The organism is Streptomyces coelicoflavus, assembly GCF_045041415.1.
Classification (GTDB): Bacteria; Actinomycetota; Actinomycetes; order Streptomycetales; family Streptomycetaceae; genus Streptomyces; species Streptomyces coelicoflavus.
The window spans coordinates 3039552-3063591 of the sequence record NZ_CP108218.1; the positions used below are offsets into that span (position 1 = coordinate 3039552).

Annotated in this window: 19 protein-coding genes and 1 pseudogene; 8 read left to right on the forward strand and 12 right to left on the reverse strand. The window is 71.2% G+C overall.

The window, feature by feature from the left end; genetic code table 11:
* Positions 1 to 34: 34 nt before the first annotated feature.
* Entirely contained in the window at positions 35 to 994 is a 960-nt protein-coding gene (locus tag OHA99_RS13265; RefSeq protein WP_405695858.1) for a hypothetical protein, read from the reverse strand.
* A gap of 328 nt (positions 995 to 1322) precedes the next feature.
* On the opposite strand from OHA99_RS13265, the gene OHA99_RS13270 reads away from it, so the two are divergent.
* Positions 1323 to 3035, forward strand: a complete 1713-nt coding sequence (locus OHA99_RS13270) for a chitinase (RefSeq protein ID WP_405695861.1) — start codon at positions 1323 to 1325, stop codon at positions 3033 to 3035.
* A gap of 94 nt (positions 3036 to 3129) precedes the next feature.
* On the opposite strand, the gene OHA99_RS13275 is transcribed toward OHA99_RS13270, so the two are convergent.
* A complete protein-coding gene (locus OHA99_RS13275; protein WP_405695863.1) occupies positions 3130 to 4032 on the reverse strand; it encodes a hypothetical protein in 903 nt (300 codons plus the stop codon).
* Between the two features lie 226 nt (positions 4033 to 4258).
* Entirely contained in the window at positions 4259 to 5143 is an 885-nt protein-coding gene (locus OHA99_RS13280; protein WP_405695866.1) for a DUF1963 domain-containing protein, read from the reverse strand.
* A 207-nt stretch (positions 5144 to 5350) separates the two neighbouring features.
* On the opposite strand from OHA99_RS13280, the gene OHA99_RS13285 reads away from it, so the two are divergent.
* Positions 5351 to 5863, forward strand: coding sequence for a SigE family RNA polymerase sigma factor (locus OHA99_RS13285; protein WP_007444363.1), 513 nt, complete (start codon positions 5351 to 5353; stop codon positions 5861 to 5863).
* Between the two features lie 67 nt (positions 5864 to 5930).
* Positions 5931 to 7202 (forward strand): hypothetical protein, encoded by a 1272-nt coding sequence (locus OHA99_RS13290; RefSeq protein ID WP_366473506.1) that lies wholly within the window; start codon positions 5931 to 5933, stop codon positions 7200 to 7202.
* Positions 7203 to 7217: 15 nt separating this feature from the next.
* Here the strand turns inward: OHA99_RS13290 and OHA99_RS13295 are convergent, their stop codons facing one another.
* From OHA99_RS13295 to OHA99_RS13320, 6 genes are all read right to left on the reverse strand, one after another.
* A complete protein-coding gene (locus OHA99_RS13295; RefSeq protein ID WP_366473507.1) occupies positions 7218 to 8540 on the reverse strand; it encodes an Nramp family divalent metal transporter in 1323 nt (440 codons plus the stop codon).
* A gap of 67 nt (positions 8541 to 8607) precedes the next feature.
* Positions 8608 to 9291, reverse strand: a complete 684-nt coding sequence (locus tag OHA99_RS13300; protein WP_405695867.1) for a hypothetical protein — start codon at positions 9289 to 9291, stop codon at positions 8608 to 8610.
* A 102-nt stretch (positions 9292 to 9393) separates the two neighbouring features.
* The gene (locus tag OHA99_RS13305; RefSeq protein ID WP_164383417.1) at positions 9394 to 10875 is read right to left on the reverse strand and encodes a GntP family permease; all 1482 of its coding nucleotides are present in this window, start codon (positions 10873 to 10875) and stop codon (positions 9394 to 9396) included.
* Positions 10876 to 10999: 124 nt separating this feature from the next.
* Complete coding sequence (locus OHA99_RS13310) at positions 11000 to 11410, reverse strand: RidA family protein (RefSeq protein ID WP_087807520.1); 411 nt, start codon at positions 11408 to 11410, stop codon at positions 11000 to 11002.
* Positions 11407 to 12171, reverse strand: a complete 765-nt coding sequence (locus tag OHA99_RS13315; protein ID WP_007444375.1) for an IclR family transcriptional regulator — start codon at positions 12169 to 12171, stop codon at positions 11407 to 11409. Before OHA99_RS13315 ends, OHA99_RS13310 begins: the two co-directional genes overlap by 4 nt.
* Positions 12168 to 13295 carry a sugar kinase gene (locus OHA99_RS13320; RefSeq protein WP_405695870.1) on the reverse strand — a complete coding sequence of 376 codons (1128 nt, stop codon included), beginning with the start codon at positions 13293 to 13295 and terminating at the stop codon, positions 12168 to 12170. Before OHA99_RS13320 ends, OHA99_RS13315 begins: the two co-directional genes overlap by 4 nt.
* 136 nt (positions 13296 to 13431) lie before the next feature.
* Here OHA99_RS13320 and OHA99_RS13325 point away from each other — a divergent pair, with 136 nt between their 5' ends.
* On the forward strand, positions 13432 to 14733 hold the full coding sequence (locus tag OHA99_RS13325; protein WP_153178192.1) for an alanine racemase: 1302 nt from the start codon (positions 13432 to 13434) through the stop codon (positions 14731 to 14733).
* 33 nt (positions 14734 to 14766) lie between these two features.
* Complete coding sequence (locus OHA99_RS13330; RefSeq protein WP_165684962.1) at positions 14767 to 16377, forward strand: amidohydrolase family protein; 1611 nt, start codon at positions 14767 to 14769, stop codon at positions 16375 to 16377.
* A 17-nt stretch (positions 16378 to 16394) separates the two neighbouring features.
* Here the strand turns inward: OHA99_RS13330 and OHA99_RS13335 are convergent, their stop codons facing one another.
* Positions 16395 to 17327 carry a serine protease gene (locus tag OHA99_RS13335; protein WP_153178194.1) on the reverse strand — a complete coding sequence of 311 codons (933 nt, stop codon included), beginning with the start codon at positions 17325 to 17327 and terminating at the stop codon, positions 16395 to 16397.
* Positions 17328 to 17736: 409 nt separating this feature from the next.
* On the opposite strand from OHA99_RS13335, the gene OHA99_RS13340 reads away from it, so the two are divergent.
* Complete coding sequence (locus OHA99_RS13340) at positions 17737 to 18948, forward strand: pyridoxal phosphate-dependent aminotransferase (RefSeq protein ID WP_405695874.1); 1212 nt, start codon at positions 17737 to 17739, stop codon at positions 18946 to 18948.
* An 87-nt stretch (positions 18949 to 19035) separates the two neighbouring features.
* Positions 19036 to 19458: a hypothetical protein gene (locus OHA99_RS13345; protein WP_153178196.1), complete on the forward strand. Its 423-nt coding sequence runs from the start codon at positions 19036 to 19038 to the stop codon at positions 19456 to 19458.
* 393 nt (positions 19459 to 19851) lie between these two features.
* On the opposite strand, the gene OHA99_RS13350 is transcribed toward OHA99_RS13345, so the two are convergent.
* Positions 19852 to 21681 (reverse strand): phosphoenolpyruvate carboxykinase (GTP), encoded by a 1830-nt coding sequence (locus tag OHA99_RS13350; RefSeq protein ID WP_153178197.1) that lies wholly within the window; start codon positions 21679 to 21681, stop codon positions 19852 to 19854.
* Positions 21682 to 21967: 286 nt separating this feature from the next.
* Here OHA99_RS13350 and trhA point away from each other — a divergent pair, with 286 nt between their 5' ends.
* Complete coding sequence (trhA, locus tag OHA99_RS13355; RefSeq protein WP_153178198.1) at positions 21968 to 22672, forward strand: PAQR family membrane homeostasis protein TrhA; 705 nt, start codon at positions 21968 to 21970, stop codon at positions 22670 to 22672.
* Between the two features lie 144 nt (positions 22673 to 22816).
* On the opposite strand, the pseudogene OHA99_RS13360 reads toward trhA, so the two are convergent.
* Positions 22817 to 24036: pseudogene (locus OHA99_RS13360) on the reverse strand (RNA-guided endonuclease InsQ/TnpB family protein).
* Between the last annotated feature and the right edge of the window lie 4 nt (positions 24037 to 24040).

A 24040-nucleotide genomic window follows, 5' to 3' on the forward strand; every position in this document is an offset into this window, starting at 1 on the left:
AGCTGACGGGTGGGACGGGTGTGGCGGTAGCGACCTACCCAGTCAGGGCGCGTCTCTCACGACGGCGGCCGAGGGCGGGGTCGCGGCGGTGTCCCAGCGCACGGTCCCGGCCGCTCGCGCCGCCGCCTCGTCCGCCGCCGCCGGCGTCGTCGTCGTAGACCGGCGGGGTCGCGGAGCAGAACACGCAGCGGTCGCCGATGACGTCGATGCCGCACCAGTGGCAGGCGTCCTGCCGTACGGACGTGACCAGTTGGTAGAGGACCGAGAGGTCGGGGAGGTAGGCGCAGAACTCGGTCAGGCGCCCCGTGCCCCACCAGCCGGAGGACTCCGCGGGCAGCGCCGCCTCCCGCAGTCCCTGCACCCGCCAGGCCGGGGCGAGGGTGCCGGTGACCCAGTCGGACGGGAGCTGCCCCTTGGCGACCAGCAGCGAGGTGCCGAACTCGGGCCCGGACAGAGTGGCTTCGGCTCCGATTCGCACCAGCTGCGGCTCGGGGTGGGCCACGACGCCGAACTGGCTGCCGGGCACCCAGGATCTGGCGTGCGCCTTGAGGTCCACCGGGACGCGGTCGAGCCGGGCGACGGAGCCGAGCAGGGCGCCGGCGTGGATGTAGTGGGTGAGCAGGCGGCCGGCGGAGGCGAGGACACCGGGGCCGAGGTCGCAGGAGGCCAGCTGACGCAACTGGCGTGCCAGTACGGCGATGCCGAGCGGTGGGAGGGGCGGCCGGAAGAGGGCGATGCGGTCGGTCTCCAGGAGGGCGCGGACGGTGTGGAGCCGTCGTTCCACGCCGGCCGGGACGGCCTCGGAGCACACCACGATCACGTGCCCGCACTGGTCGACCAGCGTCTGCAACTCGGCCAGGACGTGGTCCAGGGGACGCCGGTCGACGTCCTGGAGGACGGCCGCGGGCAGCGTCCGTTCGTCCTGCGGCGGCAGTGCCATGTCGGCACTGGTCACGGCAATGGCAGTTGGCACGCGCGGCTCCCCGTCTCCCATGCCCGTCGGTCCGCCGGTGTTACTCCGGCACACCCGGATGACTTCACTGCGTGACTACCTGAGCACTGTATCCACGCGTCTGTGACCGGAGAACAGCGTTTCTGTAGCTGTGGAACAACTTGTGGTGCACAAGGTGCGCCAAAGCGGGACAGGTTGAGCATTTCCGAGGCCGCGCCGACCACTGAGCCCCGGCCGCCCGCCCGGTCGGCACTCGGTCCGCACTCGGTCCGTACCTACCTCTTGACACCCTCAATTGGTCTGGACCACCTTGTACTTCAGCGGTGGCCACCGTCCCCCATCCCGCCCCACCCCACCCCCGGAGGCAGCAGTGGACCCCGTACGCAGACGGCGCGGAAGACGTCTCGGCTCCTTGACGGGCGCCGTCACCGCCGCCCTGGCCCTCGCGTTCACGGCGGTCGGCCCGGCATCGGCCGCCGACGTCAACAACGCGAGGAACGCCGGCTTCGAGTCCGGTCTGAGCAACTGGACCTGCTCGGCGAACAGCGGCACCACCGTCGCCTCCCCGGCGCACGCGGGCTCCGCCGCGCTGAAGGCCACCCCGGCGGGGCAGGACAACGCGCGCTGTTCGCAGAGCGTCGCGGTCAAGCCCAACTCGACGTACACGCTGAGCGCGTGGGTGCAGGGCGGCTACTCCTACCTCGGCGTGACGGGCACCGGGGCGACGGACGTGTCGACCTGGACCCCGGACTCGGCCTCCTGGAAGCAGCTGAAGACCACCTTCTCCACCGGCTCCTCGACGACCTCCGTGACGGTGTACACGCACGGCTGGTACGGGCAGTCGGCGTACTACGTCGACGACCTGTCCGTCTTCGGCCCGGACGGGGGCGGTGGCGGCGACGGCGACCCCGACCCCACGGTTCCCTCGGCCCCGGCCGGTCTGAGCGTCTCCGGTACGACCCCGAACTCCGCCTCCCTCGCCTGGAACACGGTCTCCGGCGCCACCGGCTACAACATCTACCGCGACGGCACGAAGGTGACCGCGGTGACCGGCACGTCGGCGACGGTGACCGGCCTCGCGGCCTCGACGTCGTACTCCTTCCAGGTCACGGCGACGAACGCGGCCGGTGAGTCGGCCAAGTCGGCGGCGGTCACGGCCCGCACGACGGCCCCGGACGACGGCGGCAACCAGGGCGACCTGCCCAAGCACGCGGTGACCGGCTACTGGCAGAACTTCAACAACGGGGCGACGGTCCAGAAGATCTCCGACGTGCCGGCCGCGTACGACATCATCGCGGTGGCCTTCGCCGACGCGACCACGACGCCGGGCGCCGTGACCTTCAACCTCGACTCGGCCGGGCTCGGCGGCTACACGGTCGACCAGTTCAAGGCGGACGTGCGGGCCAAGCAGGCCGCTGGCAAGAAGGTCATCATCTCGGTGGGCGGCGAGAAGGGCACCGTCTCGGTGAACAGCGCCTCCTCCGCGACGAACTTCGCCAACTCCGTGTACTCGGTCATGCAGGAGTACGGCTTCGACGGCGTCGACATCGACCTGGAGAACGGTCTCAACCCGACCTACATGACCCAGGCCCTGCGCGCCCTGTCGGCGAAGGCCGGCCCGGACATGATCCTCACCATGGCCCCGCAGACCATCGACATGCAGTCGACGCAGGGCGGCTACTTCCAGACCGCACTGAACGTGAAGGACATCCTCACGGTCGTCAACATGCAGTACTACAACAGCGGCACGATGCTGGGCTGCGACGGCAAGGTCTACGCCCAGGGCACGGTCGACTTCCTCACCGCCCTGGCCTGCATCCAGCTCGAGGGCGGCCTCGCCCCGTCCCAGGTCGGCCTCGGCCTGCCGGCCTCCCCCCGCGCGGCGGGCGGCGGCTACGTCTCCCCGTCGGTGGTCAACGCCGCCCTGGACTGCCTCACCAAGGCGACCAACTGCGGCTCCTTCAAGCCGTCGCGGACCTACCCCGACCTGCGGGGCGCGATGACCTGGTCCACCAACTGGGACGCCACGGCGGGCAACGCGTGGTCGAGCTCGGTGGGAGCGCACGTGGACGCGATGCCGTAACCCACGACCGGCAGGCTCCCCCGCCCGCGAAGGTCCGGGCGGGGGACGCCTGTGTGCGGCCGCCCCCGCTCGAGGACCGGCCCCCGCACGAGGCTCAGCCGCCCCTCTCCATGGTGTCGCCCGGCAGGAATCTCTGGCGTACCCAGAGACTGAGCAGCACCGTCCCGCCCACCAGCAGCGGAACCGGATCTCGTGCGGTGGGGGCCAATACGTGTCCCAGCGCCATGACCGTACAGACGGCCAGGCGCACGAACGCCGCCGCACCCTCCATCCCCCACCGCAGCGTCGGCCGGGCCGTACCCAGGACGTCGGCCCCGCCGGGCAGCCACGGGCCGACGGCGATCACCAGCAGACCCACGGTCTTGCAACCGGCGACCAACTGAGCGGCGTCCACGTCGAGTCGGTGCGGGCCGACCGTCCACAGGTGCATGGTGTCGCCGAGCACCATGAGGGACAGTCCGGCGACCCCCGCCCACACGGTGGCCCTCCGGTCACTGCGCACGCGACGGCACAGGGCCAGCAGGAAGCTGAGGAAGACCAGTTCGGCGGCCCACAGGAACCCCACCATCCCCTCTCCCAGCCGCCAGCCGCCGCCGGTCCCGCGCAGCAGTACCCAGCCCGCCATGAACGCGGCTCCCGCCGCGACGAGCCCGTCGAGCACCCTCCGCAACAGCACCGGTCTCCCGGCGCCCGTGTCGGCCGCGATCACCAGACCGGCCGCCGCCAGGCCCACCGCCAGCGGTGCTCCGACGGCCACCACCGGTTCCAGCAGCGGTCGTTGCTCCGGCCCGGCGTCCGACGGGTGCGTCGACAGCGCGCCGGCCAGTAGCCGGTACGCGCCCCCGGCCACCGCCGAACCCGCCAGCATCAGCAGTCGCGTGCGCACCCGTCCGCCGGCCCACCGCGCGCGCAGCGCCAGCGAGACCGCCAGCAGGCAGCACCCGACGGACGGCCCGAAGGACACCGTCCGCGCCACCGCGCTCCCCAACCCCGACATCAGGTGAGCCTTTCGCCGGTCCTGCTCCCAAGAGTCCCCTTACGGCCCGCATATGCCATCACCGAACGTAGAAGACGGACCATCCGCCGTGACCCGAGCCACCGGCCCGTTCACCCGTATCGCGTACGAGGAGGAACCTCCGCCGGCCCCGCGCTGACGCGCACCGTACGCCGGCGACCACCCCGACCTGCGGGGCGCGACTGCAGTCGCGGACCGATCAGTCAGGTCACGGGGCCGCGAACCGGGTCACGGCCAGTGCCTTGTCCACCCGAGCGGCAGCCAGGTCGTCGTGGCGGATCACGAAACTCGTGCAGTACTCCTCGTAGGCCCGTGCCTCACTGGCGAGCGATATCCATTCGCCTGCCAACCGGTGCTTCTCCTCCTCCAGGTGGGAATACCATTTCGCGATCGGGATGGCCGGGATCTCGCCTGCCTTCTCGCGTCCCGCGAGGGTCTGCTCCGCGATGCTGTTGATCACCTCGTCGTCGACATACCCACCGAGGACGACGCCGGCGCCGGACGGCCAGACGTCGTGGGCCAGGGTCCGCAGTTCGTCCAGGTGCGGCAGGTCGCGTTCCATGTACCGGGCCAGCCGCTGCTGGAAGGGAGACATGTCCTCCCATTCGAGGTCCTCCCAGAACTCGTGCCAGTCCTCGTCGCCCTCCTGGAGCCAGAGGGGCAGTTCCGCCCCGAGCTCGGCGCTGACGTCGAACTGCTCGCGGACACAGTGGGGCTCGGGAGCTTCCGCGACCGCCGTCACGGTGCCGTCCGGTACGTACACGACTCGCGCGTACCTCCCGGAACTGTCCTCGTGGTCCCTCTCCTGGTGCACGAAGAAGAGCAGCGTCCCGTCCACCGGCAGGTCGAAGCCGTCGGCTCCCGGCAGCGCCCCACAATCGACGGACAGGAGCAACGGCAACGGAATGTCCCCTGCGGACGGCCACTCCATGCCCACCGGCAGCCGGGGAAGCCCGCCCATCCGCCCGACCGGAGCACCACCGCCCCCGGACAGTCCGACCGACAGACGGAGGTGTCGGCTGAAGCTGCTGATCTCCTCGCCCGGGATGCCCAGCTCAAGCGCTGCACGGCGAAACGCGCCCTGATGATCCATGCCCGAAAAGATAGACCGCCCCAACCGCCGTCAAGGCGCCCCGTACGCCGCCGCTCCCGCTCTCGGCAGGGTCGCCCACCGGGCCTCGTGATCCTCGACATCAAGGCGGGGAAGGCCGACCAAGTGCTGTGAAGTCCGTATGAAACATTTCCGGGGGTCCACCGCATTGATGAGGTGAAGGCAGCAGACATCGGGGGCGGCGCAGGTATGGCACGGCAGAGACGGACGGACGAGTACGCCGAGTTCGCGGCGGCGCGGGCCGGGCATCTGTACCGGTCCGCCTGTCTGCTCACCGCCGGGGACACGCATCTGGCCGAGGATCTCGTGCAGGAGACCTTCGGGCGGTTGTACGTGCGGTGGGGGCGGGTGTCGCGGGTGGAGAACCCGGCCGCCTACGCACAGACCGTGCTCACCCGCGCCTTCCTCGCCCATCAACGGCGGCGCAGCAGCGGGGAGCGGGCGACCGATGTCTTTCCCGATCTGCCCGGCGCGGGTGACGGGGACGCGTCGCTGCGGCTGACGCTGCTGGACGCGCTCGCGCGGCTGCCCGCCAAGGATCGGGCAGTCGTCGTCCTGCGGTACTGGGACGATCGCTCGGTCGAGCAGACCGCCGACGTGCTCGGCGTCAGTTCGGCTGCGGTACGGACGCGGTGCTCGCGGGCGCTCGGCCGGCTGCGGGCGCTGCTGGGCGCGGATCTCGCCGAGTACGCCAGACCCTGACGTCCGTCGTCTTCTTCTCGTCGATTTCCCTCATCTCTCTTCACCCACGCGGAAAGGGTGGTTCGCCATGCCCGAAAAGCAGCAGGATCCCTTCGAGGAGCAGCTCGCCGCCGCGCTGCGCGACACCGGCGGTGCGTTCCGGGCCGCCGACCGTACGGCCCTCATCGACGCGGGGCGCACCCGCGGGCGCCGGGCGCTGACGCGGCGCCGTACCGGCGTGCTCGGCGGGGTGGCCGGGGTCGCCCTGATCGGGGTGGGCGGGGCGATGCTGCTGCCGTCGGGGGGCTCCGACGACGGCGAGCGGTCCTCCGCGGCCTCCCGGACCACCGCCCGGGCGTCCTCCTCGGCCGCTCCGCCCCCGGTCTCCGGCGACGCGATCCTCAAGTCGCTGAAGGAGCTGCTTCCGGAGGGCGAGTACGGCGCCTCGGACGCCCGGGGGTCCGGCGAGCAGCCGGGGCCGTACGCGCAGGTCGTGTTCGACGACGGCCGGGGCGAGGCCGCGATCAGTCTGGGTTTCGGGCGGGTCGAGCCCGGGAGTCCGGAGGTGGGGCAGCTCACCCGGTGCCCGGACCAGACCTTCGTCCCGTACGACTCGTGCGACTCCAGCCGGCTGGACGACGGTTCGACGCTGCGGCTGATGCGGGGCTACGAGTATCCCGACCGGCGCGTCGACACCAAGCTCTGGTCCGCCGACCTCGTCACGGCCGAGGGGCAGCACGTCAGCGTGAGCGAGTGGAACTCCGCCGCCGAGAAGGGGGCGCCCATCACGCGGGAGGACCCGCCGTTGTCGACCGAGGAGTTGAAGAAGCTCGTCACGGCCGACGTGTGGCGCGACGTGGTCGCGGCCACACCGGTCCGGCCGACGCCCTCCGCCTCCGCCGGGGCCTCCGAAGAGGAGCGGCCCCCCGCCGTCTCGGGCGAGGACATCACCAAGACGCTCGTCGGGCTGCTCCCCGAGGGGCTGAACGTGGTCAAGAAGGGCGGCCAGGAGACCGAGTTCTCCTACGTCGTCGTCGACGACGGACGTGGCGCGAGTATGGTCCAGGTCAACGTCCAGCACGGCATGGACGACGTCGCCGGTCAGCTCTACGGCTCCGGTGAGACACTGCCCGACGGCACCCGCATCGCCACCCGCCAGGGGATCGGCGACGACCGGGTCCCGGGGGTCGTGATGTGGACGGTCGACACCATGCGCCCGGGTGACGACGGCTTCCGCGTGGTGATCAGCGAGTTCAACAACGGCTCCGCCCACGGCCGGCCCACCCGCGACGCTCCCGCGCTGACCATGGACCAGCTGCGGGAGATCGCGCTCAGTGCGGAATGGGACGCGCTGCGGTAGCCGGGAACGGAACGGTCAGAAGAACTCCGACCACGGCTGGTCCCAGACCTGCTTCACGCACAGGACCAGGAAGAGCAGGCCCGCCACGGCCAGCATGCCGTTGCTGAGGTGGCCGTTGCGCCACTCGCGCGGGGTGCGGGAGGAGTTGAGGAGCCACATCAGGGTGAGGGCGAGGAAGGGCATGAAGGCGGCGCCCAGGACGCCGTAGATGATGATGAGGCGGAAGGGCTCGTCCTGGAAGAGCAGGACGATGGGCGGGAAGGTGAGCCAGAGCAGGTAGGCGCGGAAGGCCCAGGAGCGTTCGCGGCGGCCGGAGGCCAGCTCGTCGCCCCGCGCCTCCCGTTCGCCGCGCCGGCGGGCCAGGAAGTCGGCGAACATCAGGCTCACGCCGTGCCAGACGCCGATCAGCGAGGTGAAGGAGGTGGCGAAGAAGCCGATGAGGAAGAGCTTCCCGGTCGCCGTGCCGTACTGGTCCTCCAGGATGTCGCCGAGCTGGATCAGGCCCTTGTCGCCGCTCGCGAGCGCGATGCCCGCCGAGTGGAGCAGTTCGGCGCCGACGAGGAGCATCGCGACGACGAAGATGCCGGTCGTGGCGTAGGCGACCCGGTTGTCCAGGCGCATGACCTTCATCCAGCCGGTGTTGGTCCAGCCCTTGGCGTTGACCCAGTAGCCGTACGCGGCCAGCGTGATGGTGCCGCCCACGCCGCCGATCAGGCCCAGGGTGTTGAGGACCGAGTCCTTCTCGTCCGGGAGGACCGGGAGGAGGCCGGCGAAGGCGTCGCCCAGGTTGGGTGTGACCCGGATCGCCAGGTACACCGTCACCACGAACATGACGCCCACCAGGACCGTCATGACCTTCTCGAAGACGTTGTACTTGTTGAACCAGACGAAGACCAGGCCGGCCAGGCCGCAGGCGATGCCCCACCATTCGAGGCCCATCACGTCCGGGAAGAGGGCCTGGAGGGGCAGGGCGCTGGACGACATCGCCGCGGCGCCGTAGACGAAGCCCCAGATCACGGCGTAGATCGCGAAGAACCAGGTGGTCCAGGGCCCGATGCTGGCCCAGCCGTCGAAGAGCGTGCGGCCGGTGGCCAGGTGCCAGCGGCCGCACGCCTCGGCGAGGGAGATCTTCACGAGGCAGCCGATGACCGCCGCCCACAGCAGGGTGTAGCCGAAGTTGCTGCCCGCGATGAGGGTGGCCACGAGGTCGCCGGCGCCCACGCCGGTCGCCGCGACGACGATGCCGGGGCCGATGTAGCGCCAACTGGACTTACGGGGGGCCGAGTCGGCGCCGACCGATACGCCCGCGTCTGAGGTGTTGCCCGTGGTGTCCGCCATGGGGGTCAAGAAATCCCATGGCCGACGGTGCGGCAAGAGGGCGTGCACGGATCTTCACCCGATGTGCCTACTCGGCGCGGGCCTTCGCGTCCTCGGTGTCCTCGGCCTTCTCGGCCTTCTCGGTCTTCTCGGCCTTCTCGGCCTTCTCGGCCTTCTCGGCGTCCTCGGCCTCGTCGTCCGTCTTCTCCCCCGTGTCCGCGGGCTCGGCCTCGGTGTCCGCCTCGCCGTCCTCGAAGTACGCGTCGAGTACCTCGTCCAGGGCCGATTCCCACTCCGCGAAGCGGCTGCGCGACGCGGCCTCGATCTCGATCGGGTACCAGCGGCTGTCCGGCGTGTGCACCGTCACCGTGAACCGCTTGCCGAAGCGGCCCGTCTCCGTCTCGACGGCGCCGACCTCGTCCCAGCGGAACTCGCAGCTCTGGTCGTCGAGGGAGAGACGTACGCCCTGGTGGTCCGCGACGATCCTGGCGCGGCGGTCGGAGGCCTCGAAGACCGGGCCGTCCACGGGGGCCTCGTCCTCCGGTTCCGCGGCGTCGTCGATCTCCTCGGCGTCCTCGGCGGACCGTTCGGCGGCGGCCGGAGACTGCGACGCGTCCGCGGTCTCCGCGTCCGCGTCCTTCCCGGCCTCCGCCTCCTCGCGTCTCACGTCCTCGGGCTCACCGGACACGGGTGCGGTGAGCCCGGGGATGAATGCCGGGTCGAATCCGGCGCCTTCCAGGGGCTGGCTCGTCGATCCTCTGCGCTGCTCCACGCGGGCAGTATGGTCGACGATCCTGTGTCGGGCACAGCCAGCCCCAACTTCGTTATCAGACGCCTACACGAGCCGCCTGAACGAGCCGCCCGTGCGAGCCGCCTACACGAACAGGCTCACCACCGCCGCCACCACGAACCCGGCGACCGACAGGACGCTCTCCAGCACGGTCCACGTCTTGAGCGTGTCCCGCTCGCTGATGCCGAAGTACTTGGCGACCATCCAGAAGCCGCCGTCGTTGACGTGCGAGGCGAAGATGGAGCCCGCGGAGATGGCCATGATGACCAGCGCGACGAACGCCTGCGAGTGGTCGCCCTCGGCGAGCAGCGGCGCCACGATGCCCGCCGTCGTCACGATGGCCACCGTCGCCGAGCCCTGCGCGACCCGCAGCACCACGGAGATCAGGTAGGCGAGGACGATCACCGGCAGGCCGACGTCGTTGAAGGTGTCCGAGAGGGCCTGCGCGACGCCGCTGGCCTTGAGGACGGCGCCGAAGACACCGCCCGCGCCGACCACCAGCAGGATGTTGCCGACCGGCTTCAGCGAGGCCGTCGAGACGGTCTCCAGGGACTTGCGGGACCAGCCGCGCCGGATGCCGAGGAGGTAGTAGGCGAGGAGCAGGGCGATGGTCAGGGCGACGAACGGGTTGCCGAAGAACTCGATCACCGAGCGGAGGGTGGACGGGTCCAGGGCGATGGAGGAGAAGGTCGCGGCGAGGATCAGGACCAGCGGGGTGCCGATGATGCCGATGACGGTGCCGAGCGCGACCGGGGTCTCGTGCGGCGCGACGCCGGCCTTGCGCTGCTCCTCGATGACGGCCTGCTTGGCCTCCTCGGACGCCTCGACCATGTCCTGCGGCACGGGCACGAAGATGCGACGGCCGATCCAGGCGGAGAACACCCAGGCGGCGAGGACTGCGGGGATGCCGCAGACGATGCCCATGAGGATGATCCAGCCGAGCTTGACGTTCAGCAGTCCGGCGGCGGCCACCGGTCCGGGGTGCGGCGGCAGGAAGGCATGGGTCATGGAGAGGCCGGCCAGCAGCGGCAGGCAGTACAGCAGGATCGATTTGCCGGAGCGCTTGGCGGCGGCGTAGACGATGGGCGCGAGGACGAAGATGCCCACGTCGAAGAAGACCGGGATGCCGAAGATCAGGCCGGTCAGGCCCATGGCGAGCGGGGCGCGCTTCTCCCCGAAGAGGCCGAGGAGGCGCGAGGCGAGTACCTGTGCGCCGCCGCTGACTTCGAGGATCGCGCCGAGCATGGTGCCCAGGCCGATGATGATGGCGACGTGGCCGAGGATGCCGCCCATGCCGGACTCGATGGTGGAGACGGCGTCCGACTTCTGGACGGTGCCGAAGAGTTCGGTGACCGACAGGCCGGCGAGCAGGCCGACGGCTATGGAGACGGCGAGCAGCGCGACGAAGGGCTGGAGCCGCACCTTGATGATGAGGAAGAGCAGGAGTGCGATGCCGATGGCGGCGACGGTCAGCAGGCCGGCCGTGCCGTCGATCAGGGTGAGCAGACCGCCGGTGTGGGGTGGGGTCTCGGAGGCGGCGGCAAGAGGGAGGGACGAGTAGGACATACGGGGGTCCTCTGGATAAGTACATGGAGCTTTCGGGCAGGGAGGAGCGCGGCACGGCGCCCCAAGGGGTGGGGGACGCCGTGCCGTTCACAGACAGTCAGACAGGCGGAGCGGGAGGGGCGGGTCAGCCCAGGACGGCCAGCGCGTCGATCTCGATGAGGAGGCCGGCGGGCAGACCGACGTACACGGTCGTGCGGGCGGCGGGCGGCTGGGTGAGGCCCTGCTCCTCGAAGTAGGCGTTGTAGATCTCGTTCATCTCGGCGAAGTGGTCCACGTCCGTGAGGTAGACGCGGAGCATCATCACGTCGTCCCAGGAGGCGCCGCCCTCCTCCAGGATCGCCTTGACGTTGGCGAGGGTCTGGAGGGTCTGCTCGCGCAGGGTCGGGCCGGCCGGGGTGGGGGCCTTGCCCTCCTCGTGGGGGAGGAAGCCGACCTGGCCGGCGACCTGGAGGATGTTGCCCTTCTTCACGCCGTGGCTGAACTTCGCCGGGGGGACGGTGTGGGTCGCGGGGACGAGAGCGATCTTGTCGGTCATGCGGTGACTTCCTTGACTGGGGTCCTGCCGGAGTACTCGCCGCTGATGGCGTCCGCCGTACGGCGCACCAGCGGGAGCAGGGTGAGGAGTTCGTCGGCGGTGACGACGACGTTCGGCGCGGAGACCGACATGGCGGCGACCACCCGGCCGTCCGCGCCCCTGATGGGTGCGGCGACGCAGTTGATGGACTCCTCGTGGCCACCGAGGTCGGTGGCCCAGCCCTGTTCGCGCACCTTGGCGAGTTCCTTGAGGAACCCGTCGGCGTTCGGTGTCGAACGGGCCGTGTACATGGGGTAGTCGAGCTGCTCGGCCACGGTCCGGCGCTCGTCCTCGGGGAGGTCGGCCAGCAGCAGCTTGGCGACGGCCGCGACGGTGATGGCGACGGGCTTGCCGATCCGGGAGTACATGCGGACCGGGTAGCGGCTCTCGACCTTGTCGATGTAGAGGACCTCGTCCTCCTCGTGGACGGCGAGGTGGACGGTGTGTCCGACCTGCTCGTTGAGGCGTACGAGGTGGGGGTGGGCGATCTCGCGGACGTCGAGGTTCTCCATCGCCTCCTGGGCGAGGGAGATGAGCCGGGCGCCGAGGCGGTAGCGCTGGTCGGCCTGGCGGTAGACGAAGCCGTGGTCGTGGAGGGTGCGCAGCAGGCGCAGGGCCGTGGACTTGTGCACGCCGAGGCGGTCGGCGACCCGGCCCAGGTCGGCGGGGCCCTCGGCGAGCAGCGGCAGGATGCTGAGCGCGCGGTCGACGGTCTGGCTCATGGTGTGCGTACCTCCTCGTCGGCCCCTTCGCCCGTCCTGTCGCCGGGCCTTTCGCCGTCCTGTGTCCAGCCGGGGCCGAGTCGCAGTCTCCCCCACGCGGTGTCGTCGAGGGCGGCCAGGCGGTCGGCGTGGTCGCGGGCCGGGGGCGTGGCGAGGTCGCCGGGGACGGTGAGGGCGGCGGCGGCCATGAGGTGGCCGTGGCGCAGGCGGTCGCGTACGGGCAGGTCGCGCAGGGTGGCGGAGAGGAACCCGGCGGCGAAGGCGTCGCCCGCGCCGACGGCGGCGACGACGTCGACGTGCAGGGCGGGCACGGAGGTGACCTGGTCGGCGCCGGAGGGGCCGGGAGCTCCGTGGAAGGCGGTGGCGCCGGAGGCGCCGTGGAAGGCGGTGGCGCCGGTCGCGCCCTGTTTGACGACGAGCAGCTCCGGTTCGGGCAGCGCGGCGCGGATGGCTTCGGGTCCGTCGAGGCCCCAGGCGTCCCGTGCCTCGTCGTCGCCGACGAAGACGAGGTCGGCGCCGCGGGCCAGTTCGAGGAGCACCTCGGGTCCGTGACCGTGACCGGCGTCGCGCCACAGGCCGGGTCGGTGGTTGACGTCGAAGGAGACGAGGGGGCGGCCGGGGCGGCGGGCGGTCAGTTCGCGCGTCAGGCCGAGGCAGTCGGCGGAGAGCGCGGGCGTGATGCCGGACAGGTGCAGGATCCGGCCGGAGCGGATCGCGTCGAGGTCCATGGTGCCGACGGACATCGCGGAGGCGGCCGAGCCCGCCCGGTAGTAGGCGACCTCGTGGGCGTCGGTGGCCCGGTCGCCCGCGGTGCGGAAGTAGATCCCGGTCGGGCGGGCCGGGTCGCGGCGGACGGCACGGACGTCGACGCCGTAGCCGCCGATCGCCTCGACGAGGTGGTCGCCGAAGCCGTCGGCGCCGACCCGGCCGACCCAGCGGACGGAGTGCCCGGCGGCGGCGAGCACGCAGGCCACGTTGGACTCGGCGCCGCCGATGGCCCGGTCGAAGGAGGGGACGTCGGCGAGGCGCCCGGGGCGGGAGGGCAGGAAGGTGACCATGGACTCGCCGAGCGCGACGACGTCCGCGACGTCGGGGGCGGTGCTGGTTCGTCCGTTGGCGGTCACGATGGTGGGGGCTCCTCGTCGCGTCTGGCGGGCGGCGGCTCCGTTGACCCCGCGTTCGCCGAGATGTTAGACAGCAGTTAGCGATATACGCAACGATCGTTGCAGAGTTTGCAACGGATCAGATCAGGGAGGCTCCATGGCCCTCGACAACGGCCCCGCAGGCGGCCGCGAAGCCCTCGCCGAGCTGGCCGGGGAGCGCGTCGACCACCGCTTCAAGGGCCTCCCGCCGGACGCGTACGGCCTGACCGTCGCCGAGCTGGCCGGACAGCGCCGCAACCTCTTCACCGGCGGCTTCGCCACCCCCGTCCTCGCGCTGTCCGCCGAGCGCCTGGAGCACAACCTGAAGCTCATGGAGACGTACGCCGCCCGGCACGGCCTCGCCTTCGCACCGCACGGCAAGACGTCCATGGCCCCGCAGCTCTTCCACCGCCAGATCGAGCACGGCGCCTGGGGCATCACCCTCGCCGTGCCGCACCAGGTGTGGGTGGCGCGGGCCTTCGGCATCGGGCGGATCTTCCTGGCCAACGAGCTGGTCGACGCAGCGGCCCTGCGCCGCCTCGCGGCCGAGCTGGACGCCGACCCGGACTTCCGCTTCGTCTGCTACGTCGACTCGGTGCGCGGCGTCGAGCTGATGGACGCGGCCCTGACCGCGGCGGGGGCCGCCCGCCCGGTGGACGTCGTGGTCGAGCTGGGCGCCGGTGAGGGCGCCAGGACCGGAGCGCGTACGGAGGCGGACTGCGCGGCGGTCGCCGACGCGGTGGCCGGGACGCGGACGCTGCGGCTGGCGGGCGTCGCCGGGTACGAGGGCGAGGTGCCGGACGCCGACCCGGAGCGCGTGCACGCCTGGCTGCGGCGGCTGGTCGCGCTGGCGGCCGACTTCGACAAGGCCGGGCGGTTCGAGGGCCTGGAGGAGATCGTGCTGAGCGCGGGCGGCAGCGCCTGGTTCGACGCGGTGGCCGACGTGTTCGCCGAGGTGCCCGGCCTCTCCCTGCCCGTGCTCAAGCTGCTGCGCTCCGGTGCCTACGTCTCCCACGACGACGGGCACTACCGGGAGGTGACCCCCTTCAACCGCGTCCCCGCCGAGGGCGCCCTGGAGCCCGCGTTCCGGCTGTGGACGCAGGTGGTCTCCCGCCCCTCCCCCGAGCAGGCCTTCGCCAACGCCGGCAAGCGGGACGCGGCGTACGACCTCGACCTGCCCTTCGCCCAGGCGGTCCGCCCGGCCGGCGGCGGCCCCGAGCGCCCGGCGGCCGGCATCGCCGTGAGCGGCCTGTCCGACCAGCACGCCTGGCTGCGCACCGGCCCGGAGGCGGAGCTGGAGGTCGGGGACTGGGTGGGCCTGGGCCTGTCCCACCCCTGCACGTCCTTCGACAAGTGGCAGCTCATCCCGGTCGCCGAGGCGGACGGCACGGTCGTCGACTACATCCGCACGTTCTTCTAGAGGACCCGGTACGGGATCCAGGAGGAGTCAGGCATGGAAGAACTGGTCATCAGGGACGCCGACGTCGTGGACGGCTCCGGCGGCGACTCCTACCGCGCCGACGTCGTGGTCGACCGCGGCCGGATCGTCTCGATCGTCAAGGAGGCGGCGGCCGCCGGCTGCCAGCGCCCCAAGGCGCGCCGCGAGCTGGACGCCGAGGGCCTGGTCCTCTCCCCCGGTTTCATCGACATGCACGCCCACAGCGACCTGGCGCTGCTGCGGGACCCCGACCACAGCGCCAAGGCCGCGCAGGGCGTCACCCTGGAGGTCATCGGCCAGGACGGGCTGTCGTACGCGCCGGTCGACGACCGCACCCTCGGCGAGGTGCGCCGGGCGATCGCCGGGTGGAACGGCCCCGGGGACGACGTCGACTTCGACTGGCGGACGGTCGGCGAGTACCTGGACCGGCTCGACCGCGGCATCGCCGTGAACGCCGCCTATCTGATCCCGCAGGGCACGGTGCGTGCCCTCGCCGTCGGCTGGGACGACCGGGAGGCGACGCCCGCCGAGCTGGAGCACATGCGGCGCCTGGTCGCCGAGGGCCTGGAGCAGGGCGCGGTCGGCATGTCGTCCGGGCTGACCTACACGCCCGGCATGTACGCCAAGGACGCCGAGCTGACCGAGCTGTGCCGGGTGGTCGCGGAGTACGGCGGCTACTACTGCCCGCACCACCGCTCGTACGGCGCCGGGGCCCTCGAGGCGTACGAGGAGATGGTCGAGCTGACCCGGGAGGCGGACTGCCCTCTCCACCTGGCCCACGCCACCATGAACTTCGGCGTGAACAAGGGCAGGGCCCCCGAGCTGCTGACCCTGCTGGACGACGCGCTCGCCGGCGGCGCCGACATCACGCTCGACACCTACCCGTACACCCCCGGCTGCACGACCCTCGTGGCGCTGCTGCCGAGCTGGGCGAGCGAGGGCGGCCCGGAGCAGATCATGAAGCGGCTGGCGGACGACGACACCGCCGAGCGGATCCGGCACCACATGGAGGAGATCGGCTCCGACGGCTCCCACGGCGTGCCCATGGAGTGGGAGACGATCGAGATCTCCGGGACGGGCGACCCGGCGCTCGCGGAGTACATCGGCCGTACGGTCCTGGAGTCGGCGCGGGTGCGCGGCGAGAGCCCGTGGCAGGTCGCCCGGCACCTGCTGCTGGCCGACCGGCTGGCGCCGACCATCCTCCAGCACGTCGGCCACGAGGAGAACGTCCGCGCGATCATGCGGCACCGCGTCCACACCGGCGGCTCGGACGGCATCCTCCAGGGCGCCAAGCCCCACCCGCGTGCCTACGGCACCTTCCCGCACTACCTGGGCCACTACGTGCGCGAGCTGGGCGTGCTCCCGCTGGAGGAGTGCGTCGCCCACCTCACCTCGCGCCCGGCGGCCCGGCTGCGGCTGCCGGACCGGGGCCTGGTCCGTGAGGGGTACCGGGCCGACCTGGTCCTCTTCGACCCGGCGACGGTCGCGGCGGGCAGCACCTTCGCGGAGCCGCGCGTCCTGCCGACGGGCATCCCGTACGTGCTGGTCGACGGGCGGTTCGTGATGGAGGACGGGCGGCGCACGGACGTGCTGGCGGGACGGGCCGTCCGCAGGACTCCCCGCTGACCGCCCGCCCCGGTCCGTTACGGCTTGGGGACGGCGCAGCCGCTCATGCTCAGGTCGAGCTTGCTGTCGACGCCGAAGCAGGCGGGGAAGAGGTAGGTCTGCTGGGCGTAGTTGATGCCCTCGCGGACCGTGACCCGCCCGGTCTCGTCGACCTCGCACGGATTGTTCACCGTGCAGCGCTCGCCGTTCGTGTTTCCGGTGTTGTTGACGGCGACCACCTGGCCGGTGGCACTGTCGACGACCGGTGAGCCGGAGGTGCCGCCGATGGTGTCGCAGGCGGAGGTGTAGCGGACCGAGTCCTTCCAGGTCCAGTCCCCCTCCTTCATGCGGTAGACGAATCCGTCGACGGAGCAGTTGTAGATCCGCTTCCAGTAGCCGGACACCACGCTGATGGACGTACCGGCCGCCGGGCGGGTCCCGCTCAGCTCCAGCGCGTCGATGCCGTACGCGCTCTTGATCTGCCCGTAGGTCGTGCGGAGCCGGTAGATCGCGGCGTCCGTGTCGGTCATGGTCGCGTAGACGAGGCGGTCGGCGCGCAGGGTGGCGACCTGGGAACCGGAGGAGTTCAGCAGCCCGAAGCCGCGGCTGGAGGCCCGGTCGACGAGGACCTGGCCGGGCGCGGGGAAGCCGCTCTCCAGGCAGTGGCCGTTGGTGAGCACGAGCGCCGGGTCGTCGTCCGCCGAGCCGGGCATGCGGACGACGGAGCCGGAGCAGTTGCTGAGCGCGACGGTGCCGGCGAAATTCACCGCGCCCGCCTTGGGGGCGCGGAGTCCGGACAGGGTGTCCGTCGCGGTCCCGACCACACCGTCGACGACATCCGTCAAGGTGCCCGGGGCGGCGTCCGTGGTCGTGTCCGCGCCCGTGGGGGCCGGCGCGGCAGCGACCGCGGGCGTCGCGCCGACCCCGGCGAAGGCCAGGGCGCAGAGCGCGACAAGGAGAGGTTTTCTCATGGGGGGTCCCCTCTTGCGACGTCGGGCGACCGGAGGGCCTCCGGTCACCCGTTGAGTTGTCATGCGCATTGTCATCATGCGGATGACGAGGGGACAAGGCCTGGTTTCCAGCCGGTAGCTTCGTCGCGCGACCAGGGTCTCCCGGGACGGAAGGGGTGGGGGCGGGGGGTCCGGGGAGAGCCGGTGTGGAGGTGATGGAGGGGACCGAGGGGACGGGCGGCCGACGGGGCCGCTCCCATCCCTCCCCCGGACGCCGGGCGGGACCGGACGCGCGGGGCTGGACACGGTGGGGCATCGCGGGGCAGCGAGGCACTTCGGGAACGACGAACGGACAAATGATCCGAATCGGACCGTCTCACGTGGCGGATAACACGACCCGAAGGGCCATACCGGGCCGTAAGCTCCCAGCATGCAGGTGATCCAGTCGACCAAGCTCGCCAACGTCTGTTACGAGATCCGGGGCCCGGTGCTCGAGGAGGCGATGCGGCTGGAAGCGGCCGGTCACCGCATCCTGAAGCTGAACACCGGCAACCCGGCCGCCTTCGGCTTCGAGTGCCCGCCGGAGATCCTGGAGGACATCCTCCGCAACGTCTCCACGGCACACGGCTACGGCGACGCGAAGGGCCTGCTGGCCGCGCGCCGGGCGGTCGTCATGCACAACCAGACCCTCGGCATCGAGACCGACGTCGAGCACGTCTTCATCGGCAACGGCGTCTCCGAGCTGATCGTGATGGCCATGCAGGGCCTGCTCGACGACGGCGACGAGGTCCTCGTCCCGGCCCCGGACTATCCGCTGTGGACGGCCGCCGTATCGCTCTCCGGCGGCACCGCGGTGCACTACCGCTGCGACGAGCAGTCCGACTGGATGCCCGACCTCGCGGACGTCGAACGGAAGATCACCGACCGCACCAAGGCACTGGTGATCATCAACCCGAACAACCCGACGGGCGCGGTCTACGACGACGCGATGCTGCGCGGACTGACGGACATCGCCCGCCGGCACAACCTGCTGGTCTGCTCCGACGAGATCTACGACAAGATCCTCTACGACGACGCCACGCACACCCCGACCGCCGCGATCGCCCCCGACCTGCTCACCCTCACCTTCAACGGCATGTCGAAGGCGTACCGGGTGGCCGGCTACCGGGTCGGCTGGATGTCGATCTCCGGGCCGCGCGCGCACGCCGAGTCCTACATCGAGGGCCTGACGATCCTGGCGAACATGCGGCTGTGCGCCAACATGCCGGGCCAGCACGGCGTGGTCGCGGCGCTCAGCGGGCGGCAGACCATCAACGAGCTGGTGCTGCCCGGCGGGCGGCTGCGCGAGCAGCGGGACGCCGCCCACGAGGCGCTGACCAGCATTCCGGGCGTGACCTGTGTGAAGCCGAAGGGTGCGCTGTACCTCTTCCCTCGGCTCGACCCCAAGGTCTTCAAGATCAAGGACGACCGGCGGATGGTCCTGGACCTGCTGCGCCAGGAGAAGATCATGGTCGTCCAGGGCACCGGCTTCAACTGGCCGGAGCCCGACCACTTCCGGGTGGTGACCCTGCCGGCGGCCGCGGACCTGCGCGAGGCGGTGGACCGGATCGGGAACTTCCTGAACGGGTACGGGCAGCACTGAGCGACGGCCGGCGCTGTCCTGAACGGCGTCAACTTTAGATTGGATCTAATGTAGGATGGTTTCCTGAAGCACTCAGGAGGCCATCCCATGTACGAGCCGATCCGCAGCAAGTCGGTCCACAGCACGATGGCCGACGGCACCACGGACGTCCCCCGCCGGTCCCGTGACGAGGAGCTGGACATCCAGCTCGCGGGCCATCTCGCCGCGCTGCTCGCCGTCACGGACGAGCTGCGCGCACTGGCGCCCGGGACCGACCTGGACACCGCCGCCGACCGGCTCGCCGGGCAGGTGACCCGGCTGCGGGGAGGTCAGGCGCCGGCCCGGCTCCAGGTGGCCGCCGCCCGCCCGGAGCCTTGTCCGGCGACCCTCCACCGGAGGGCGCACACGCTGGCGGCCCGCGCCCTGGTGGTCGCGGCCTCCCGCGCCGACACGGCGGTCGCCATCCTGACCGCCGAGCGCATGGACGCGCACGCCGCGGCCCTCGAGCCGCGCGAACTCGCGTCGCGCTGAGCCCTCCGGGCTCCTCGGACGGCCCCGGCCCGCGCGCACCCGCAGCGACGCGCGGGCCGGGTGCCATGCACTGCGTGGCCTTGGCGGGTCGCTGCAACGCCGTGGGACCGCTTGCCGGTTGGCGGCTTTCCGTAGTCCTGGGCTGGTCGCGCAGTTCCCCGCGCCCCTTTGGGGCGCGTACTTGGCGGCGTGAAGAGGGAAGCCCGGAATGCCGAAGGGCCGGGTCCTCCGCACGCCGTTGTGCGGTGACCCGGCCCGAGCGGGACCTTCCCGCGCCCCGGGTACTGCTGAGCTACTGGGGCGCGGGGAGATCCCCTCGTGACCGGCCTTCGTGACGACTTCGCGGGTCAGGGCTAGTCGGACCGGCCACGGAGATGCGGGGTGCGGTGCTGCTCAGCCCAGGCGCTCCACCAGGGCCCGGTACTGGTCCCACAGCTCGGTGGGCGTGTGGTCGCCGAAGGTGTTCAGGTGCTCGGGGACGAGCGCCGCCTCCTCGCGCCACACCTCCTTGTCGACACTGAGCAGGAACTCCAGGTCGGCGTCGGCCAGGTCGAGTCCGTCGGTGTCGAGGGACTCCTTGGTCGGCAGCACGCCGATCGGGGTCTCGACGCCGTCCGCCTTGCCCTCCAGGCGCTCCACGATCCACTTCAGGACGCGGCCGTTCTCGCCGAAGCCGGGCCAGACGAACCGGCCGTCGTCGTCCTTGCGGAACCAGTTGACGTAGTAGATCTTCGGCAGCTTGGACCGGTCCTTGCCCTTGGCCACCTCGACCCAGTGCCCCATGTAGTCCCCCATGTTGTAGCCGCAGAACGGCAGCATGGCGAAGGGGTCACGGCGCAGCTCGCCGACCTTGCCCTCGGCGGCGGCGGTCTTCTCGGAGGCCACGTTGGCGCCGAGGAAGACGCCGTGGTTCCAGTCGAAGGACTCGGTGACCAGCGGTACGGCGGTGGCGCGGCGCCCGCCGAAGAGGATCGCCGAGATCGGCACGCCCTTGGGGTCCTCCCACTCCGGCGCGATGATCGGGCACTGCGCGGCGGGCGTGGTGAAACGGGCGTTGGGGTGCGCGGCGGGCGTGCCGGACTCGGGCGTCCAGTCGTTGCCCTTCCAGTCGGTCAGGTGGGCCGGGGTCTCCTCGGTCATGCCCTCCCACCACACGTCGCCGTCGTCGGTCAGGGCGACGTTGGTGAAGACCGAGTTGCCCCAGAGGGTCTTCATGGCGTTGGCGTTGGTGTGCTCACCGGTGCCGGGCGCGACGCCGAAGAAGCCGGCCTCGGGGTTGATGGCGTACAGGCGGCCGTCCTCGCCGAAGCGCATCCAGGCGATGTCGTCGCCGATGGTCTCCACGGTCCAGCCGGAGATCGTGGGCTCCAGCATGGCGAGATTGGTCTTGCCGCAGGCCGACGGGAAGGCGGCGGCGACGTACTTGGGCGCGCCGGTGGGCGGCGTCAGCTTCAGCACCAGCATGTGCTCGGCGAGCCAGCCCTCGTCGCGGGCCATGACGGAGGCGATGCGCAGGGCGTAGCACTTCTTGCCGAGCAGGGCGTTGCCGCCGTAGCCGGAGCCGTAGGACCAGATCTCGCGGTCCTCGGGGAAGTGCGAGATGTACTTGGTGCTGTTGCAGGGCCACGGGACGTCCGCCTCGCCCTCGGCGAGCGGGGCGCCGACGGAGTGCACGGCCTTGACGAAGAAGCCCGTCTCGCCCAGCTCGTCCAGGACCGGCTGTCCCATGCGGGTCATGGTGCGCATGGAGGCCGCGACGTAGGCGGAGTCGGTGATCTCGACGCCGAGCGCGGAGAGCGGGGAGCCGAGGGGGCCCATGCAGAAGGGCACGACGTACATGGTCCGGCCGCGCATGGACCCGCGGAACAGACCGCCCTCGCCCTGCTCACCCCGGAAGATCTCCCGCATCTCGGCGGGGTCCTTCCAGTGGTTGGTCGGGCCCGCGTCCTCCTCCTTGGCGGAGCAGATGAAGGTCCGGTCCTCGACGCGCGCGACGTCGGTGGGGTCGGAGGCCGCGTAGTAGGAGTTGGGGCGCTTGATCGGGTCGAGTTTGCGGAAGGTGCCCTTCTCGACGAGCTCCCCGCACAGGCGCTCGTACTCGGCCTCGGATCCGTCGCACCAGACCACGGAGTCCGGCTGGGTCAGTTCGGCGATCTCGTTGACCCACGAGATCAGTTCCTGGTGGTGGGTGGGGACGGGGGGAGCCGCGATGTCGCGCGCCACGATTGCTCCTAAATGAGGGGTTTTTTGTTGGAGGCCCCGTGGGGGCTGCGACCCGGATGCGTGACGTTTGCCTCGTGGGCGCTCATCCGGTGTCGACCGCACTCATTTGATCATCCGACTCGAGCGCCCATCTGTCCAGAGGGCGTCACACCTGAGCGGAGTGAGGATCGCCACGTGCCCGAACCGGCGGTGCGGCTTCGGGTCCCGCGTGAGACGATGGCCACTCGCCGTTCGTCATACGTCCGTACTGATACGTAACTTACGGAACCGTAGGTACGATGCGCCCATGACTGCGTCCGTCCCCGACGCGCCCAAGGACTCGCCGGCCGCCGGCCCCGGCCCTGTAGCGCTCTCCCTCCCGCACCCGGTCAAGCCGAAGCTGCGCGGCTGGCTGCATCTCGGCATGTTTCCGGCGGTCCTGATCGCCGGTCTGGTGCTCACCGCCCTCGCAGAGTCACCCGAGGCCCGCATAGCCTGCGGGATCTACGTCCTGACGGCCTGCCTGCTGTTCGGCGTCAGCGCGCTCTACCACCGGGGCGACTGGAGCCCACGCATGGACGGCGTCCTGCGCCGTCTCGACCACGCCAACATCTTCCTGATCATCGCGGGCACCTACACCCCGCTCACGATGCTGCTGCTGCCCGGCGCCAAGGGCGAGTGGCTGCTGTGGGGCATCTGGGCGGCCGCCGCGGCAGGCATCGTCTTCCGGGTCTTCTGGGTCGGCGCCCCCCGCTGGCTCTACACCCCCTGCTACCTCGCCATGGGCTGGGCGGCCGTCTTCTACCTGCCCGAGTTCATGCGGGCCGGCGGCATCGCCGTCCTGGTCCTGGTGATCGTCGGCGGCCTGCTCTACAGCGCGGGCGGCGTGATCTACGGCCTCAAGCGCCCCAACCCGTCACCACGCTGGTTCGGCTTCCACGAGGTCTTCCACTCCTTCACGCTGGCCGCCTTCATCGCCCACTACGTGGGGATCTCGCTGGTCGCGTACTAGTCGCGCCCCGACCGCGGGACGCCCTCGGAAAACGGTGCGGGCCCGGGCCGGCCCCGCGCCCCGCCACCCGACACCCACCCACCCGCACCCGTGGCATCCTGACCGGTTGAATCCTCCCCTCCCTGGCGGGAAGGGATTCCTGGCTCAGGCTGCCTCCTGGAGCGGCGCTCCAGGAGGTCTTCCGCCTTCGGCGCCAGCCGGGTTGAGACCAGCCCGGACGAGCATGACGCGTGCGGAGTTCTTGTCCCGTGGGGAGCCGGTTCCGCAGGCGGTGCAGGTGTGGGTGCGTTCACCCAGCGGCAGGGCGTGCTTGGCTCTCGCTCCGCACTGCGCGCAGTCCATCGTGGTGTACGCGGGGTGGACCAGGCGGATGTCCCGCCCGTACTTGCGTCCCATCTCGATCAGGGCGGCCTTGGTGGCGCCGATCGCGGCGTCCGCGGCCTTGCGGGCCATGTTTGTCCTGGCCAGGAACCTCGGGCGGAAGTCCTCCACCGCGACGGTGTCATGGTCGCGGACGACCTTCTTGGCCCACTTGCGGCCGGTGTCCGCACGCTGCCGGGCGACCTTCTTGTGCGCCTTCGCCCGCAGCCTCTTCGCCGTCCGGTAGCCCCTCGATCCGGCCGTCCCCTTCTTCGGCTGGCGGCGGGCCATCATCCGGTCGTAGCGGGTGAGTTTCTCCTTCGCCTTCCCACCGTGCGAGGGGTGCGGCAGGTCGTGCGCGTCGGACGTGGTGGTCGCCGTCTCCCGCACGCCCCAGTCGACACCGAGGACGCGGCCCTCGCAGGCAGGGGCTGGACCTGGGCGGGGACGACGAAGGAGGTGTACCAGTGCCCGAGGCTGTCCTGGTACACGCGGACCGAGGACGGCTCGTCGGGCAGCTCCCGCGACCACACCACGTTCAGGACGATGCCGCCCGCCAGGTGCAGCCGGCCGTCCTTCAGCCGGAACCCGCGCCGGGTGTAGTTCAGGGTTGCCGGCGACTCACGCCTGGTCTTCCACGTCGGCATCCCGGCCCGGCGCGCCACAGGCAGGCCCTCGGTGATGTCCTTGTGCGCCTTGGCGCGGGAGCGGCCGAAGTCGCGGATGACCTGCTGCTGGGGAACCGACGAGCCCTCCCGCAGCCACGGGGTACGCGCACGGGCCCCGGTCAGCATCCTGTCCAGCTGCGCCGGACCGCACGTGGCCTTCTCGCCGGTCGCCCTGTTGTGCAGGTGTACGGCCCTGGACTTGGCGACGCACTCGTTCCACAGCCAGCGACACCGGCCCCACTCCGCCGCCAGCAGGGCACGAGCCGCGGACGACACCCGCAACCGGTACGTGTACCGGGCATGCCCGACCTTCTCATCCGTCCCCGCCTGCGCCATCTCG

Bases quoted from the DNA above. Each gene is read 5' to 3' on its own strand.
- OHA99_RS13265 (WP_405695858.1), bottom strand. From the start codon at position 994: ATGGGAGACGGGGAGCCGCGCGTGCCAACTGCCATTGCCGTGACCAGT.
- OHA99_RS13275 (WP_405695863.1), bottom strand. From the start codon at position 4,032: ATGTCGGGGTTGGGGAGCGCGGTGGCGCGGACGGTGTCCTTCGGGCCG.
- OHA99_RS13280 (WP_405695866.1), bottom strand. From the start codon at position 5,143: ATGGATCATCAGGGCGCGTTTCGCCGTGCAGCGCTTGAGCTGGGCATC.
- OHA99_RS13285 (WP_007444363.1), top strand. From the start codon at position 5,351: ATGGCACGGCAGAGACGGACGGACGAGTACGCCGAGTTCGCGGCGGCG.
- OHA99_RS13290 (WP_366473506.1), top strand. From the start codon at position 5,931: ATGCCCGAAAAGCAGCAGGATCCCTTCGAGGAGCAGCTCGCCGCCGCG.
- OHA99_RS13295 (WP_366473507.1), bottom strand. From the start codon at position 8,540: ATGGCGGACACCACGGGCAACACCTCAGACGCGGGCGTATCGGTCGGC.
- OHA99_RS13305 (WP_164383417.1), bottom strand. From the start codon at position 10,875: ATGTCCTACTCGTCCCTCCCTCTTGCCGCCGCCTCCGAGACCCCACCC.
- OHA99_RS13310 (WP_087807520.1), bottom strand. From the start codon at position 11,410: ATGACCGACAAGATCGCTCTCGTCCCCGCGACCCACACCGTCCCCCCG.
- OHA99_RS13315 (WP_007444375.1), bottom strand. From the start codon at position 12,171: ATGAGCCAGACCGTCGACCGCGCGCTCAGCATCCTGCCGCTGCTCGCC.
- OHA99_RS13325 (WP_153178192.1), top strand. From the start codon at position 13,432: ATGGCCCTCGACAACGGCCCCGCAGGCGGCCGCGAAGCCCTCGCCGAG.
- OHA99_RS13330 (WP_165684962.1), top strand. From the start codon at position 14,767: ATGGAAGAACTGGTCATCAGGGACGCCGACGTCGTGGACGGCTCCGGC.
- OHA99_RS13335 (WP_153178194.1), bottom strand. From the start codon at position 17,327: ATGAGAAAACCTCTCCTTGTCGCGCTCTGCGCCCTGGCCTTCGCCGGG.
- OHA99_RS13340 (WP_405695874.1), top strand. From the start codon at position 17,737: ATGCAGGTGATCCAGTCGACCAAGCTCGCCAACGTCTGTTACGAGATC.
- OHA99_RS13345 (WP_153178196.1), top strand. From the start codon at position 19,036: ATGTACGAGCCGATCCGCAGCAAGTCGGTCCACAGCACGATGGCCGAC.
- trhA (WP_153178198.1), top strand. From the start codon at position 21,968: ATGACTGCGTCCGTCCCCGACGCGCCCAAGGACTCGCCGGCCGCCGGC.